Annotated in this window: 13 protein-coding genes; 3 read left to right on the forward strand and 10 right to left on the reverse strand. The window is 71.1% G+C overall.

Going from position 1 to position 13,449, the window contains the following annotated elements; genetic code table 11:
- Positions 1–43: 43 nt before the first annotated feature.
- Genes ACTYVM_RS26315 through ACTYVM_RS26325 form a run of 3 tightly spaced genes read right to left on the reverse strand, consistent with a single transcriptional unit; the run spans position 44 to position 3,728 of the window.
- Entirely contained in the window at positions 44–1,369 is a 1,326-nt protein-coding gene (locus ACTYVM_RS26315; RefSeq protein WP_445528337.1) for a M20/M25/M40 family metallo-hydrolase, read from the reverse strand.
- Positions 1,366–2,772: a cytosine permease gene (locus tag ACTYVM_RS26320; RefSeq protein ID WP_400037705.1), complete on the reverse strand. Its 1,407-nt coding sequence runs from the start codon at positions 2,770–2,772 to the stop codon at positions 1,366–1,368. The genes ACTYVM_RS26315 and ACTYVM_RS26320 overlap by 4 nt, the downstream gene beginning before the upstream one ends.
- 2 nt (positions 2,773–2,774) lie before the next feature.
- The gene (locus tag ACTYVM_RS26325; protein WP_445528338.1) at positions 2,775–3,728 is read right to left on the reverse strand and encodes a DUF1177 domain-containing protein; all 954 of its coding nucleotides are present in this window, start codon (positions 3,726–3,728) and stop codon (positions 2,775–2,777) included.
- Positions 3,729–3,839: 111 nt separating this feature from the next.
- Here ACTYVM_RS26325 and ACTYVM_RS26330 point away from each other — a divergent pair, with 111 nt between their 5' ends.
- Together ACTYVM_RS26330 and pepE are read left to right on the forward strand one after the other, a co-directional pair.
- Positions 3,840–4,700: an IclR family transcriptional regulator gene (locus ACTYVM_RS26330; RefSeq protein WP_445528339.1), complete on the forward strand. Its 861-nt coding sequence runs from the start codon at positions 3,840–3,842 to the stop codon at positions 4,698–4,700.
- A 29-nt stretch (positions 4,701–4,729) separates the two neighbouring features.
- A complete protein-coding gene (gene pepE, locus ACTYVM_RS26335) occupies positions 4,730–5,458 on the forward strand; it encodes a dipeptidase PepE (RefSeq protein ID WP_445528340.1) in 729 nt (242 codons plus the stop codon).
- A 38-nt stretch (positions 5,459–5,496) separates the two neighbouring features.
- Here the strand turns inward: pepE and ACTYVM_RS26340 are convergent, their stop codons facing one another.
- From ACTYVM_RS26340 to ACTYVM_RS26370, 7 genes are all read right to left on the reverse strand, one after another.
- Complete coding sequence (locus ACTYVM_RS26340; protein ID WP_445528341.1) at positions 5,497–6,261, reverse strand: ABC transporter ATP-binding protein; 765 nt, start codon at positions 6,259–6,261, stop codon at positions 5,497–5,499.
- Positions 6,258–7,058 carry an ATP-binding cassette domain-containing protein gene (locus ACTYVM_RS26345; RefSeq protein WP_445528342.1) on the reverse strand — a complete coding sequence of 267 codons (801 nt, stop codon included), beginning with the start codon at positions 7,056–7,058 and terminating at the stop codon, positions 6,258–6,260. Before ACTYVM_RS26345 ends, ACTYVM_RS26340 begins: the two co-directional genes overlap by 4 nt.
- The gene (locus ACTYVM_RS26350) at positions 7,055–7,933 is read right to left on the reverse strand and encodes an ABC transporter permease (RefSeq protein WP_445528343.1); all 879 of its coding nucleotides are present in this window, start codon (positions 7,931–7,933) and stop codon (positions 7,055–7,057) included. Before ACTYVM_RS26350 ends, ACTYVM_RS26345 begins: the two co-directional genes overlap by 4 nt.
- Complete coding sequence (locus ACTYVM_RS26355; RefSeq protein WP_445528344.1) at positions 7,930–8,895, reverse strand: ABC transporter permease; 966 nt, start codon at positions 8,893–8,895, stop codon at positions 7,930–7,932. The genes ACTYVM_RS26350 and ACTYVM_RS26355 overlap by 4 nt, the downstream gene beginning before the upstream one ends.
- On the reverse strand, positions 8,895–10,415 hold the full coding sequence (locus tag ACTYVM_RS26360) for an ABC transporter substrate-binding protein (RefSeq protein WP_445528345.1): 1,521 nt from the start codon (positions 10,413–10,415) through the stop codon (positions 8,895–8,897). The genes ACTYVM_RS26355 and ACTYVM_RS26360 overlap by 1 nt, the downstream gene beginning before the upstream one ends.
- 45 nt (positions 10,416–10,460) lie before the next feature.
- On the reverse strand, positions 10,461–11,189 hold the full coding sequence (locus ACTYVM_RS26365) for a DUF1684 domain-containing protein (protein WP_445528346.1): 729 nt from the start codon (positions 11,187–11,189) through the stop codon (positions 10,461–10,463).
- A 179-nt stretch (positions 11,190–11,368) separates the two neighbouring features.
- Positions 11,369–11,920: a DoxX family protein gene (locus ACTYVM_RS26370; protein WP_445528347.1), complete on the reverse strand. Its 552-nt coding sequence runs from the start codon at positions 11,918–11,920 to the stop codon at positions 11,369–11,371.
- Positions 11,921–12,125: 205 nt separating this feature from the next.
- Here ACTYVM_RS26370 and ACTYVM_RS26375 point away from each other — a divergent pair, with 205 nt between their 5' ends.
- Entirely contained in the window at positions 12,126–13,382 is a 1,257-nt protein-coding gene (locus ACTYVM_RS26375; RefSeq protein WP_445528348.1) for an amidohydrolase, read from the forward strand.
- The last annotated feature ends 67 nt before the right edge of the window (positions 13,383–13,449 follow it).

Genomic DNA, 13,449 nt, shown 5'->3' on the forward strand with positions numbered 1-13,449 from the left:
CTCACCGAGCCGCACGGGGCGACGCGAAGGTGCGGTGGGCCGGTCAGCAGCTCTGCCACAGGCGGGTCATCACCCGGACGCCGAAGCGCAGGCCCTCGAGGGGGACGCGTTCGTCCACGCCGTGGAAGAGGCGGCTGTAGCCGAGGTCGTGGGGCAGTTTCAGGCCCTTGAAGCCAAAGCAGCGGATGCCGAGCTTCGTGAAGGCCTTCGCGTCGGTGCCGCCCGGGTTGCAGTACGGCACCGGATGCCCGTCCGGGTCCTCGGCGCGTACGGAGGCGCACATCGCGTCGACCAGGGCGCCGTCGAAGGAGGTCTCCATGGCGATGTCGTGGTTGACCCACTGCCGGGTGACCGACGGCAGGAGCAACGCGTCGATGGTGTCGACGAGTTCCTGCTCGTGCCCGGGCAGGAAGCGGCCGTCGACGCGGGCGGTGGCCCGGCCCGGGATCACGTTCGTCTGGTAACCGGCCGAGAACATGGTGGGGTTGGCGGAGTTGCGCAGCACCACCTGCATGAAGTCGGCGACCGGACCGAGCTTGGCGAGTTCCTTGTCGAGGTCCTCGGCGTCGAAGTCCATGTCGACGCCCTTCAGTCGTGCGGCCTCGGCGAGCAGCGCGCGCACCGGTTCGATCAGGCGGATCGGGAAGGTGTGGCGGCCGATGCGGGTGAGCGACTCGGCGAGGTCGGTAACCGCGTTCTCGTCGTTGGGCGAGGAGCCGTGGCCCGCGCGGCCGGTGGCCGTCAGTTCCATCCAGGCCATGCCGCGCTGGGCGTTCTCGATCGGGTACAGGCGCCGGGTGTCGTCGAGCGCGTAGCTGAACCCGCCGCCCTCGCCGATCGCCTCGGTGACACCGGCGAACAGCTCGGGCCGGTGCTCGACCAGCCAGTGCGCGCCGTACCTGCCGCCCGCCTCCTCGTCGGCGAGGAAGGCCAGGACGATGTCGCGGGACGGGCGGGTGCCGGTGCGGGCGAAGTGCCGGGCGGTGGCCAGCATGACCGCCACCGTGTCCTTCATGTCGATGGCGCCCCGGCCCCACAGGTAGCCGTCGCGGATCTCGCCGGAGAAGGGCGGGACCTGCCACTCGTCCGGGTCGGCCGGTACGACGTCCAGATGGCCGTGGACGAGCAGGGCCCCGCGGTCCGGGTCGCTGCCGGGGATGCGGGCGACGACGTTGGCGCGGCCCGGGGCGCTCTCCACCAGTTCCGAGTCGAGGCCCGCCTCGGCCAGCCACTCGACGACCCGGTCGGCGCAGGCCCGCTCGTTGCTGGTGGGGTTGGAGGTGTCGAAGCGGATCAGTTCCGCGCACAGTTCGATGACCTCGCGCTGGGCCTCCTCGGAGGCGGCGACGAGTGAGGGGGTGGTGCTCATGACGCTCCTACGGGGGCCGTGCCGGTGACGGCCGGGGGCTGCCCGGAGCCGTCGGCGGGTTCGTCGTCGAGGGTGGTGGTGCCGTACGTCCTGATCCAGCCGGCGAGCCCGAGCACGCAGTAGAGGACGAAGGCGGTCAGCAGGGAGTTGAGGGCGGGGATGCCGCCGTCGTAGAACTTGCCGACGCAGAACGCCGCGGCCCAGATGACCAGGGACATCGGCACCCAGACCGGTGAGGTGGCGGGCAGGGTCTGCGCCTCGCGGGTGGCGTCCAGCGGTCCGCGCATGCGGCGCACCACCCAGTACTCGGCGACGATGATGCCGCCGACCGGCGGGATGGCCACGCCCAGGACCGACAGGAAGTCGGTGAAGTGGGTCATGATGCCGACCGCGGACAGGAGGGTGCCGGCGAGGCCGAGGACGATGGTGACCGCGCCGCGGCGCAGGCGCTTGCGGAAGACGACCTGGAAGAAGTTCACGACGCCGAGCGAGGAGCCGTACAGGTTCCAGTCGTTGATCTTCGCCGTGGACATCAGGACGACCAGCACACCGAAGACGCCGGAGGTGGAGAGCACGATCTGGGAGACCTGGTTGCTGCCCACCAGGTGGCCAAGGACGACTCCGGTCATGCCGACGATGTACTCGGACAGGATCATGGACGAGGCGCTCTGCACGAAGACATGCGTGCCCTTCCTGTTGTAGCGGGTCATCTCGGGTGCGACGATCGCGCCGGTCATGAAGCCGCCCGCGATGGCGGTCGCGGCGACGGACAGCGGGACCGCCGGGCCGGGGGCCGGCGAGTGGATGAGGTCGGAGATCGAGTGCTTGCTCAGGGCGTCGGTGACGGACCAGGCGACCATCGCGAAGAACAGCGGGGTGACGATCTTCGCGAAGACCGCCATGTACCGGAAGCCGAAGACCACCAGGACGGTGATGGCCAGGCCCGCGACGACGCACCACAGCCAGGAGGGGCCGCCGACCAGCGCGGAGACGCTGTTGCCGAAGATCGTGTTCTGCACTCCGAACCAGCCGACGAGGCTGATCGAGATGACGAGGCTGACCAGCGCGGAGCCGTTGCGGCCGAAGCCGACCCAGCGGGTCAGCAGGGGGGTGGCGAGGCCCTCACGCATCCCGGCCAGGCCGATCGCGAAGATCACGACTTCCAGGATCACGGCACCGAGGGTGAAGGCGAGGAAGGCATTGCCGAAGGACATGCCGACGCCGATGGTGGCGCCGAGCGTGAACTGCGAGATCGATCCGGACTGGGCGAGCCACTGGAGCAGCATCGTCCAGAAGCCGAGCCGTTCGTCGCGCGGGACGCGGGCGAGGGAGTAGTCGTCGCTGCCCAGGGTTCTGTTCCCGGCGGTGTCCGGGGTGGCGGCGGTGTTCTGGTGAGCGGCCATGATCACGACTCCCTGGGTGCGCGGCCGAGGGTCTGCAGGTGCGCCAGCGAGCCGTAGCGGGACACGAGCTGGTCGAACTCCACGTCGTCGTGGAAGTCCAGGCGTCCGCCGCCGTAGGCCTTGGCGGTCTCGACGGCAAACCGGGCGGCGGCCGCGATGTCGGTCTCGTGGCTGGCGCCCGTCTGGCAGCCGGGCACCGCCGCGGCCGAGGTGACCGCGAGGCCGACGACCGGGGCGGCCGTCGCCGTGGCCGGCTGAAGGATCGAATTGATGTGGTGTACACCGTTACCGTACGGGGTGATGTCCTGCGTGGTCACCGGGTACGTGACCAACGGCTCACCGGTGACGACGGCCAGCAGCTCCCCCAGCCGCTCGCTGACCTTGAGCACCCAGCCCTCCTTGACGGTGGGCGACAGGGCCAGGCCCTTGTGGTTGATGATCCGGTTGCCCTTGGTGGTGTCGATGGAGAGCACCGCGTCCATCTCGTCGGTGACCTCGTGCCGGTTCATGGTGGCGATGTCGACCGGCGAGTCCATGAACGGCACCGGGTCGTGCGGCGCGGTCGGGGCGTTCGGGCAGATGTGGGTGGCCACGATCACGTCGCCGTCCAGCACGTCGCCGCGGCGGCGCATGTCCAGCAGCTTGGCGGCGGTGGCGAGCGCGGCGATCGCGCCGTCCGCGTCGGAGACCAGGCCGGTGATCTCCGGGCGGGCGCCCACACCGCCGAGCCGTCCGACCACGCCGAGGGTGCGCGAGGTGCCGCCGCCGCTGCGGCCGGTGCGGCCCGGCACACGCACGAGGACGAAGTCCGTGGCGCCCCGCTCACCGGTGACGGTGGTGACCTGGGCGCCGGAGCCGGCGGGGCCCGCCACGGAGTCGAGGTAGGCGGCGACTCGCTTGCCGTCGGCATCGGGATCGTCCAGCAGATCCACGATGTCCAGGACGTACTTCAACATGGGCAGCTTCTCCTGATCCGCACCTCGGGCGGTGCTGACAGAAGATTCGGGATCCGTTAACCTTCTTCGCAACTGTTTCCCGTTATCTGCAATTCAGGTCTGAATGGCGAGATGGGTGGAGAGACGGTCGTCCTGCGGAGAGGAGTTGCCGTGCCTGACATCCCCGTCGACCGGAAGACCCCGGCCGGGGCACTGCAGACGGTCGACCGGGCCCTGCTGGTGCTGCTGGCGTTCGAGCGCACACGGCCCGACTGGGGCGTGACGGAGGTGGCCACCGAGTTCGGCTGGGACACCTCGGTCGCGCAGCGGCTGCTGTCCACGCTGGCCGGGCGCGGCTTCCTGGTGTCGGATCCGGCGACCCGCCGCTACCGGATCGGTCCCGCCGCGCTGCGGCTGGGCCGTCTCTGGGAACGCTCCGGCTCGCTGGAACTGCTCGCGGAGCCCGTCCTGCAGGAACTGCGCGCGGCGACCGGGGACACGGTCCTGTTCTGTCTGCCCGACAGCTTCCACATGCGGTGCGTGGCGGCGGTCGAGGGCGAGGAGGGGCCGCTGCGGTACTACCCTCTGGTCGGCGAGCTGTACCCGGCGCACGCGGGGGCGACCAGCAAGTCGTACTACGCGTTCCTGGCCGACGAGCAGCGCCACCGGCTGTTCCGCAGCCGGCCCATGGCCCGGTTCACCGACCGCACGGTCACTGACCCCGACCAGCTGGAACGCGAGTTCCGCCAGGTGCGGGCGCAGGGGTACGCGTGGACGGTCGGCGAGTACGACGCGGGCATCGGCACCGTCGCCGTGCCGGTCTTCCTCGGCGCCGAGCCCTACGGCAGCCTCAGCCTGGGGGCCGCGAGTGAGCGCTTCCCGGACGGCCCCGAGGACCGGCTCGACGCGCTGCGCAAGGCGGCCCGCCTGCTGGAGCAGCGGCTGACGCACCCGCCCCAGCACCACCGCCGCCCGCGCACCCGCACGGCCTGACGCAACGAACCCATGGTGAGGAATTTCCCTTGAACCTGCTGCTCCTGTCCAACTCCACCCAGTACGGCCGCGGTTACCTGGAACACGCCCTCGACACCGTGACCGCGTTCCTGCCGTCCCAGGCACGGCTCGCGTTCGTGCCGTACGCGCTCGCCGACCACGACGCCTACACCGCCAAGGTGCGCGACGCGCTCGCCGGGGCCGGTATCGACGTGCGCGGGGTGCACGAGGGCGGTGACCCGGTCGGCCGGCTCGCCGAGGCGGACGCCGTGTTCGTCGGCGGCGGCAACTCCTTCCGGCTGCTGAGCGCCCTGTACCGGACGGGCCTGCGGGACGCGCTGATCAAGGCGGTCGGGGACGGGCTGCCCTACATGGGCGCCAGCGCGGGCACCAACATGGCCGCTCCCACGCTGCGCACCACCAACGACATGCCGATCGTCCAGCCCCCGTCCTTCGAGGCGCTGGGTCTTGTCCCGTTCCAGATCAACCCGCACTACCTCGACCCCGACCCGGGCTCCACGCACAAGGGCGAGACGCGCGAGGAACGCCTGACGGAGTTCCTCGAGGAGAACGACGTGCCGGTGCTCGGCCTGCGCGAGGGCTCCTGGCTGCGCGTGGCCAAAACCCGCGCCACGATCGGCGGCGAGAACGACGCGCGCCTCTTCCGCCGCGGCACGGCGCCGCGGGAGGTGCCGGTCGGCTCGGACGTGTCCGAACTGCTCACCGTCACACCGGAGTACGACACACCGGCGCGGTAGGCCGGGGAGACCCCCCGGGGGCGGGACGCGGTGGTGGTTCAGGACGGCAGGCGCGGCACGCTGTCGAGCAGGCGGCGGGTGTACGGGTGCGCGGGTCGGCCCAGAACCTGGGCGGTGTCGCCGTGTTCGACCACGCGGCCGCGTTCCAGGACCGCGGTGCGCTCGCACAGGGAGGCGACGACCGACAGGTCGTGGGAGACCATCACGAGGGTCAGTCCCTGCTCCTGCTTGAGCTCGGCCAGCAGGTCGACGACCTTGACCCGGGTGGTGACGTCGAGCGCGCTCACGGGTTCGTCGGCCAGCAGGATCCGCGGGGTGCAGACCGTGGCGCGGGCGATGGCGATCCGCTGGCGCTGGCCGCCGGAGAACTCGTGCGGATAGCGGTCCGCCGCGTCGGCCGGCAGGCCGACCCGCTCCAGGGCCGCGGCCACCTTCGGCCGGGCCGTGGCGCGGCTGTCGATGCCGAGGGAGAGCAGCGGCTCGGCCACCGTCGCGCCGATCCGGCGGCGCGGGTCGAGCGAGGAGTAGGGGTCCTGGAAGACGCACTGGACGCCGCGCCGGAAGCGGCGCATCTGTTCCCGGCTCCGCGGGGACAGTTCGGCGCCGTCGAAGCGGACCTGGCCCGCCGTGGGGCGGGCGAGGCCGAGCAGCAGCCGCAGCAGCGTGGTCTTGCCGGCCCCTGACTCGCCGACGAGCGCGAGACTGTGTCCGGCCTCGACCTCGAGGGAGACGTCCTCGACCACGTTGGCCGTACTGCCCCGGTAGCGCAGCGCGACGCCGGACAGTTCGAGTACGGGGGTCATGGCGCGCTCCTCAGGTCCAGGGCGGATTCCAGGCGCCGGGCGCTCGCGACGAGGGCCTTGGTGTACTCCTCGCGGGGTGCGCCGACGATGGCGTCGACCGGGCCCTCCTCCACGGCCCGCCCGTCCTTCAGGACCAGGGCGCGGTCGGTCACCTTGGCCACCACGGCGAGGTCGTGGCTGACGAACAGCACCGCCATGTCCCGTTCCCGGACCAGCCTGTCGATGAGTTCCAGCATCTCCGCCTGCACGGACACGTCCAGGGCCGTGGTCGGCTCGTCCGCGATGAGCAGTTTCGGTGCGCAGGCCAGCGCCATGGCGAGGGCCACCCGCTGGCGCTGCCCGCCGGAGATCTCGTGCGGGAACGCGCGGGCGATGCGCTCGGGGTCGGGCAGCCGGACCTGTGCGAGCGTGTCGGCCACGGCCCGCTGGAGGTCCTTGCCCTTCAGGCCGGTGCGCCTGCGCAGGGGCTCTGCGATCTGGCGGCCCACGCGCATCAGCGGGTCGAGCGCGGTGAGCGGCTCCTGGAAGACGACGGCCGCGTCCCGGCCGCGCAGGGAGGTGAGCCGCTTCTCGGGGGCGCCGATCACCTGGGTGCCGGCGAGTTCGACGCTGCCGGTGGCGGTCATGCCGTCGGGCAGCAGACCGAGCACGGCGAGCGTGGTCAGGGACTTGCCGGAGCCGGACTCGCCGATGAGGCCGAGGCGTTCACCGCCGGCCACGGTGAAGGACAGGTCGTCGACCAGGGTCCGGCCGTCGCCGGTGCGGACGGTCAGCCCGCGTACGTCGAGGAGGTTCACGCGCGCCTCCGGCGGGTGGCCGGGTCGAGGGTGTCGCGCAGGCCGTCGGCGACGAGGTTGACGCCGATGACGAGCAGGACGAGCAGGATGCCGGGGGCGAGGGCGCCCGCCGGTGCGGTGGTGAAGGTGGCCTGGGCCTCCTGGAGCATCCGGCCCCACGAGGCGTTCGGCGGGGGCGCCCCGAGCCCGAGGTAGGACAGTCCGGCCTCGGCCAGCACGGCGAGCCCGAACTGGAGGGCGAGGTTGACCACGAGGGTGGGCCAGATGTTGGGCAGGACGTGGCCGACCACGGTCCACGGCCAGGAGGTGCCGGAGGTGCGGGCGGCGGTGATGTAGTCCCGCGCCAGAACGCGTTTGACGAGGATGCGCACCAGCCGGGCGACGACCGCGCTCTGCGCCAGGCCGATCGCGAGGACGGCGGAGCCGAGGGTCGCCGAGCGGGCGGCGACGATGAGCATCGCGAGCAGCAGCGTCGGGAAGGCGATGAGGATGTCGAGGAACGCCGAGAGCGTGTCGTCGAGCCAGCCCTGTGCGAACGCCGCGAGCACGCCGAGGGTGACGCCGATCGCGGCGGCGAGGAGCACCGACCCCAGGCCCGCCTGGACGGCGATCCGGGATCCGGTCATCACCTGGGTGAACAGGTCACGCCCGAGTTTGTCGGTGCCCAGCAGATGCCCGTTCCCAGGACCGGCCAGCCGTCCGCCGGAGGTGTCGTCGGCGGGGTAGGGCAGCCAGAACAGGGAGACCAGGGCGAGCAGGGCGATGAGACCGGCCAGGACGCAGCCGACGACGAGCGTGGCGGAGCGCCGAGAGCCCCGTCCGCGCGCCGACGTCTTCTCCGGGCGGGCGGTGGGCAGCGTGTCCTGCTGGGTCATCGGGCACCTCCGGAGAGTCGGCCGCGCAGGCGCGGGTCGATGATCCGCTGGACGAGGTCGGCGACGAAGCCGATGATCAGCACGGCGAGGGTGGAGACGAACAGCACGCCCTGGATGACGGGGTAGTCGTGCTGCGCGATGGCGGTGGCGAGCAGGGAGCCGAGTCCGGGCAGCGCGTACACCGATTCCACGACGACCGCGCCGAGCAGGGTCGAGGCGAGTTCGATGCCGAGCACGGAGATGACCGGTACGGAGGCGTTGCGCAGGCCGTGGCGCCACATCGCCCCGCCGAAGGACGAACCCAGGGCGCGGGCGGTGCGCAGGTGGTCGCTGCCGAGGACGTCGAGGGTGGCGGAGCGGACGTAGCGGATCAGCGACGCGCTCATCACCAGGGCGATGGTGACGACCGGCAGGACGAGGGAGCGGATCGCCTCGGCGGGCTCCGACCAGCCGTCCGGGGGGAAGCCGCCGGCCGGAAGCCAGCCGGCGTTCAGTGCGAACACGGCGATGAGGATCATGCCGAGCCAGAACACCGGGACGGCGATGCCCAGTTGGGACACACCGCTGAGCAGCGCGCCGTACCAGGTGTGCCGCTTGTGCGCCGCGACGAACCCGGCGGGCACGGCGAGGACGACGGCGAGGGTGAACGCGGCCAGGGTCAGCGGCACGGTGACGCTCAGCCGGGAGGCGACCTCGGGCCCGACCGGCAGCGAGCTGACGAAGGAGGTGCCGAGGTCGCCGCTCGCCAACTGCCCGAGCCAGTGGACGAACTGCTCGGGCAGCGGCTTGTCGGACCCGATGGAGTGCCGTGCCGCGGCGATCTGCTCCGGGCTCGCACCCACCGCGGTGAGTGCGTTGGCCGGGTCGCCGGGCAGCATGCGCAGCAGGACGAACAGCACCACGCTCGCCAGGGCCAGCGACACCAGGAGGAAGGCGAAGCGGCGCAGGAGATAGCGGGCCATCAGCCCTTCTTCTTGATGTCGTAGGCGTAGAACTGCGAGTTGAGGCCGTTGAGCGGGTAGCCGGACAGCTTGCTGCTGGCGACGACGATCTGCGGGTACAGGTACAGCCAGTCGCTGGCCGCGTCCTCGGCGGTCTTGCGGTTGACCTTCTTCAGCAGCTCGGTCTGCTCGGCGGCGGTGGGGGCCTCTTCGGCCTGGTTCACCCACTGGGTGACCTGCTTGTTGTCGTAGCCCCAGTAGAAGTCGGGGTTGCCGTACCAGACGAGGTCGCGGTCGTTGACGTGCTCCTGGAGCGTGGCCGTGAAGTCGTGGTTCTTGTAGACCTTCGTGTACCACTCGTCCGGCGTGATCGTGTTGATCCTGACGGTGACGCCGACCTTGGCGAGTTCGGACTTGATGAAGGTCGCGGCGGTGGGGTGCGGGTCGTAGTTCGGGGTGTCGAGGGTGAAGCTGAAGCCCTTGGCGTAGCCGGCCTCGGCGAGCAGCTTCTTGGCGCGCGCCGGGTCGTAGGCGTTGACCTTGGTGAGGTCCTCGTACCAGGGGTCGGTGGGCGGCACCATCGAGCCGATGAGCTTGCCGTAGCCGCCCCAGACGGACTCGAGGAGCTTCTTGTCGTCTATGGCGGAGGACACGGCCTGGCGCACCTTGACGTCGGTGAACGGCTTGGCCTTGTCGTTGAAGGCGAGCAGCAGCTTGGTGGTGGAGTCGCCGTCGTTGACCTTGTAGTTCTGGTTGCTCTTGAACTGGTCCAGGGCGTCGGGCGACTGCTCGCTGGTGACTACGTCGACGGCGTTGGTCAGCAGCGCGTTGTTCAGCGCGGTCGCGTCCTTGTAGTAGTGGAAGACGACCTTCTTGTTGCCGGCTGCCTTGCCCCAGTAGCCGGGGAACCGGTCCAGGCTAAGGGCGGAGCCGCGGGTCCACTTGTCGAGCTGGTAGGGGCCGGTGCCGTCCTCGGTCGTCTTCAGGTTCTTGGCCTGGGAGTTGATGATCCAGACGTAGGAGAGGTTGTAGACGAAGGAGATCGACTTCTTCGACAGGGTGACCTTGACGGTCCGCGCGTCGGGGGTGGCGATGTCCTTGATGACCTCGAGGTTGGCCTTGCGGGCGGACTGGGAGTCGTCCGCGATGACCTTCTCCAGGCTGTACTTGACGTCTTCGCTGGTGAGCGCCTTGCCGCTGTGGAACTTCACGCCGTCGCGCAGGGTGAAGGTGTAGGTGAGTCCGTCACCGCTGACCTTGTAGTCCTGGGCGAGGAGCTTCTCGACCTTGCCGTCGTCGGTGAGCTTGAACAGCCCCTCGTAGACGTTGCCGTTGAGCGCCTCGGTCACGCCCTGGCCGCCGCCCGCGGTGTTGTCGAGGTTCTGCGGCTCGTAGAGCGAGCCGATGTTGACGGTGGCGTCCTTGTTCCAGGCGCCGCCCGAGGCGCTGCCGCCGGAGCCGGAGCCGCCGCAGGCGGTCAGGGTGAGGGCGAGGGCGGCCGCGGTGACGGTGGCGTACAGGGACGTCTTCTTGATGCTCATGGGTGAGGGCGCTTTCGTGCTGTGGTGCGGGAGGCTGCGGGGCGATCAGTGCTGGGCGGGGAAGCCGCCGCGGAAGACGGGGAGCTTCTCACCGGCCTCGACGGGCAGGTGGAAACGGTTCTGCCGCGGCGGCATCGGACAGTTGTACTGATCGGAGAATCCGCAGGGCGGCACGAAGGCACGGTTGAAGTCGAGCAGGACGCGGTCGTCGTCCTCGGTGCGCTGGACGAAGAGGAAGCGGCCGGCGCCGTAGGTGGTGTCGCCGTTGGTGGGGTCGCCGAAGACGAGCAGCAGGGTGCCGTCGTCGTCGAAGGCGCTGAGGGTGTGGGCGCGGCCGTCGACGGTGAGCGTGATGTCGCCGGGGACGACGAGGTCGCGGGTGCCGCCGTTGTCCCGGATGTGCTCGAAGGGCACGCGCCGGGCGCCGGGCACGGGCGTGTAGGTCGCCTCGAGCACCCAGGCCGGGTCGTAGGGGAACACGTCGACCCGCTCGAAGTGGCGGATGGCGTCCGAGTCGGCGTCCCAGAACCGCAGGCCGTGCTCGGGCTCGCCGGTGACGAGGTCGGTGCGCTGGAGCGTGGTGACGGTCACCGTGTGCGGCTGCCCGGCACGCGCGGCCTCGGCGTCCGGGCGTTCACCAGCCGGCAGCCAGCGGGTCTCGACGAGGGCGAGGTTGCCCGTCGGCGAGGTGAGGGCCCGATGGCGCTCGGACCGCCATGCGTCCCACTCCCCCGCGGGGTCGGCAGTGGGCTGGTCGGTGAGGGGGTGGGACATGTCAGGACTCATTCGCGCAGCGTTCGTCGGCATCACGCCGCAGATGTCACGCCGCGTGAATTGATGGCCAAAGCGTCACCTTTATCTTCTATAAGACTCTCTAATGTCAAATGAGATCCACAGGTCGGACGGCGGGCCGGGCGACAGACCGGGCACGGCCTGCCGTCCGGAGCCCGGCGTCAGTGACGCAGCAGCAGGGTGACGCCGGCCACGACGGCGCCGAGCGCGAGCGCGGCGACACCGTGGGTGACGCGGTGCGAGCGCAGCCCGGGCAGCAGGCGGTCCACGGCGATCCGGCCGGGCCCGGTGAGGGCGAGCGCCACTGCGGACAGGGCGATGAGAAGCTCGTACTCGACGCCCTGCGGGGCGAAGAAGCCGCCACCCCACTTGACGGAGATCGCGTTGACCAGCGTGCCGGCTACGGCCGCGGCGGCGAGCGGGGTGAGCAGGCCGAGCACGAGACCGAGCCCGCCGAGGGTCTCACTGAGCCCGGCCACGACGGCGAACGCCCTGGGTGAGGGGTAGCCGGAAGCGGCGAAGAACTGCCCGGTGCCGTCGACACCACCTCCGCCGAACCAGCCGAACAGCTTCTGGGTGCCGTGCGCGGCCATGGTCAGACCGAGCGCGAGGCGCAGGACGAGCAGGCCGGCGTCGTAGGCATGGACGGGGGCCGCCGAGGCCTCTTCCGGCGCGGCGGCGGGGCGGGACAGGGCGGCGTCAGGAGTGGTCAAGGTGGGGGCTCCTCGCGGGTCGGGCGGCGGGGTCCGACGGCGCTGGGCGACGGGACCCCGGTTCACTTGAATCTTCAAGCTAACCCGGATGGTGCCAGTGCTTCAACTTTCAAGCAGCCTGGCGTGGCGCCGACCGGGCTGCCGCGCCCCCGGGCATGTGGTTACGTCGGAGGTGTCGGCCTCCGCCGGCCGAAGGGGCATCACGATGACCGCACACGACGCGACCCGGCAGGTCCTGGCCGGTCTGGACACCGCCCTCACCGAGGACCTCGAAGCGCTCTACCAGGACCTGCACGCCCACCCCGAGCTGTCCTTCGAGGAGCACCGCACGGCCGCCGCGGTCTCCCGCCGCGCACGGGACCTCGGGTACGAGGTCACCGAGGGCGTCGGGCGCACCGGCGTCGTGGCCAGGCTGGTGAACGGCCGGGGCCCGACCGTGCTGCTGCGCGCCGACTTCGACGCGCTGCCCGTCACCGAGCGGACCGGACTGCCGTACGCGTCGACGAACGAGGGCGTCATGCACGCCTGCGGCCACGACGTGCACGTCACCTGCCTGTTGGGCACCCTGGCGCTCCTGGCGGGCGCCCGCGACCGGTGGTCGGGCACCGTGCTGGCCGTGTTCCAGCCGGCCGAGGAGCTGGGCCAGGGCGCCCAGGCCATGGTCGACGACGACCTGTACGCCCGGTTCGGCACCCCCGACGTCGTCCTCGGCCAGCACGTGATGTCGCTCCCGGCCGGCACCGTCGCCTGCCATCCCGGTCTCGCCTTCGCCGCCACCGACGCGCTGGAGGTGCGCATGTTCGGGCGCGGAGCCCACGCGTCCATGCCGGAGGCGGCGATCGACCCGGTGGTGATGGCGGCCTCCACCGTGATGCGGTTGCAGACCGTGGTCTCCCGCGAGATCTCCTCCGCGGACCGGGCCGTGGTCACCGTCGGCGCCCTGCAGGCCGGCACCAAGGACAACATCATCCCGGACGAGGCCCGGCTCCAGCTCAACATCCGCACCTACACCCCGCAGGTCCGCCGGACCGTCCTGGGCGCGGTGGAGCGCATCGTCCGCGGCGAGGCGGCGGCCGCCGGGGCGCAGCAGGATCCCGAGATCAGCACGCTGCACACCTTCCCCCTGATGGTCAACGACGAGGAGGCGTGCGCCCGCACCATGGCCGCCGTCGGTGACGTGATCGGCCAGGACAGACTTAGCGACCCAGGCGCCTCCTCCGGCAGTGAGGACGTCGGCATCCTCGGCACCAGCGCGAACGTGCCGGTCTGCTACTGGCTGCTCGGCGGCGTCGATCCCGGCGTCTACGCCCGGGCGGAGGCTGCGGGCACCACGAGCCGTGACATCCCGCAGAACCACTCGCCGTTCTTCGCGCCCGTCATGCGGCCCACCCTCACCAACGGCGTCACGGCGCTGACCACCGCGGCCCTCGCGTGGCTCGGCCCGGCCCCGCATTCCGCGTGAGCCACCCGCACGGAAGCCGGATCGAGTAGGGTCACCCGATGTGAACACCGGACCGGCGATACGCCAC

The organism is Streptomyces cyslabdanicus, assembly GCF_052663305.1.

What these genes read in the sequence shown, in the direction of transcription:
- ACTYVM_RS26315 (WP_445528337.1), bottom strand. Translation starts at nt 1,369, where the DNA reads ATGAGCACCACCCCCTCACTCGTCGCCGCCTCCGAGGAGGCCCAGCGC.
- ACTYVM_RS26320 (WP_400037705.1), bottom strand. Translation starts at nt 2,772, where the DNA reads ATGGCCGCTCACCAGAACACCGCCGCCACCCCGGACACCGCCGGGAAC.
- ACTYVM_RS26325 (WP_445528338.1), bottom strand. Translation starts at nt 3,728, where the DNA reads ATGTTGAAGTACGTCCTGGACATCGTGGATCTGCTGGACGATCCCGAT.
- ACTYVM_RS26330 (WP_445528339.1), top strand. Translation starts at nt 3,840, where the DNA reads ATGGGTGGAGAGACGGTCGTCCTGCGGAGAGGAGTTGCCGTGCCTGAC.
- ACTYVM_RS26340 (WP_445528341.1), bottom strand. Translation starts at nt 6,261, where the DNA reads ATGACCCCCGTACTCGAACTGTCCGGCGTCGCGCTGCGCTACCGGGGC.
- ACTYVM_RS26350 (WP_445528343.1), bottom strand. Translation starts at nt 7,933, where the DNA reads ATGACCCAGCAGGACACGCTGCCCACCGCCCGCCCGGAGAAGACGTCG.
- ACTYVM_RS26355 (WP_445528344.1), bottom strand. Translation starts at nt 8,895, where the DNA reads ATGGCCCGCTATCTCCTGCGCCGCTTCGCCTTCCTCCTGGTGTCGCTG.
- ACTYVM_RS26360 (WP_445528345.1), bottom strand. Translation starts at nt 10,415, where the DNA reads ATGAGCATCAAGAAGACGTCCCTGTACGCCACCGTCACCGCGGCCGCC.
- ACTYVM_RS26365 (WP_445528346.1), bottom strand. Translation starts at nt 11,189, where the DNA reads ATGTCCCACCCCCTCACCGACCAGCCCACTGCCGACCCCGCGGGGGAG.
- ACTYVM_RS26375 (WP_445528348.1), top strand. Translation starts at nt 12,126, where the DNA reads ATGACCGCACACGACGCGACCCGGCAGGTCCTGGCCGGTCTGGACACC.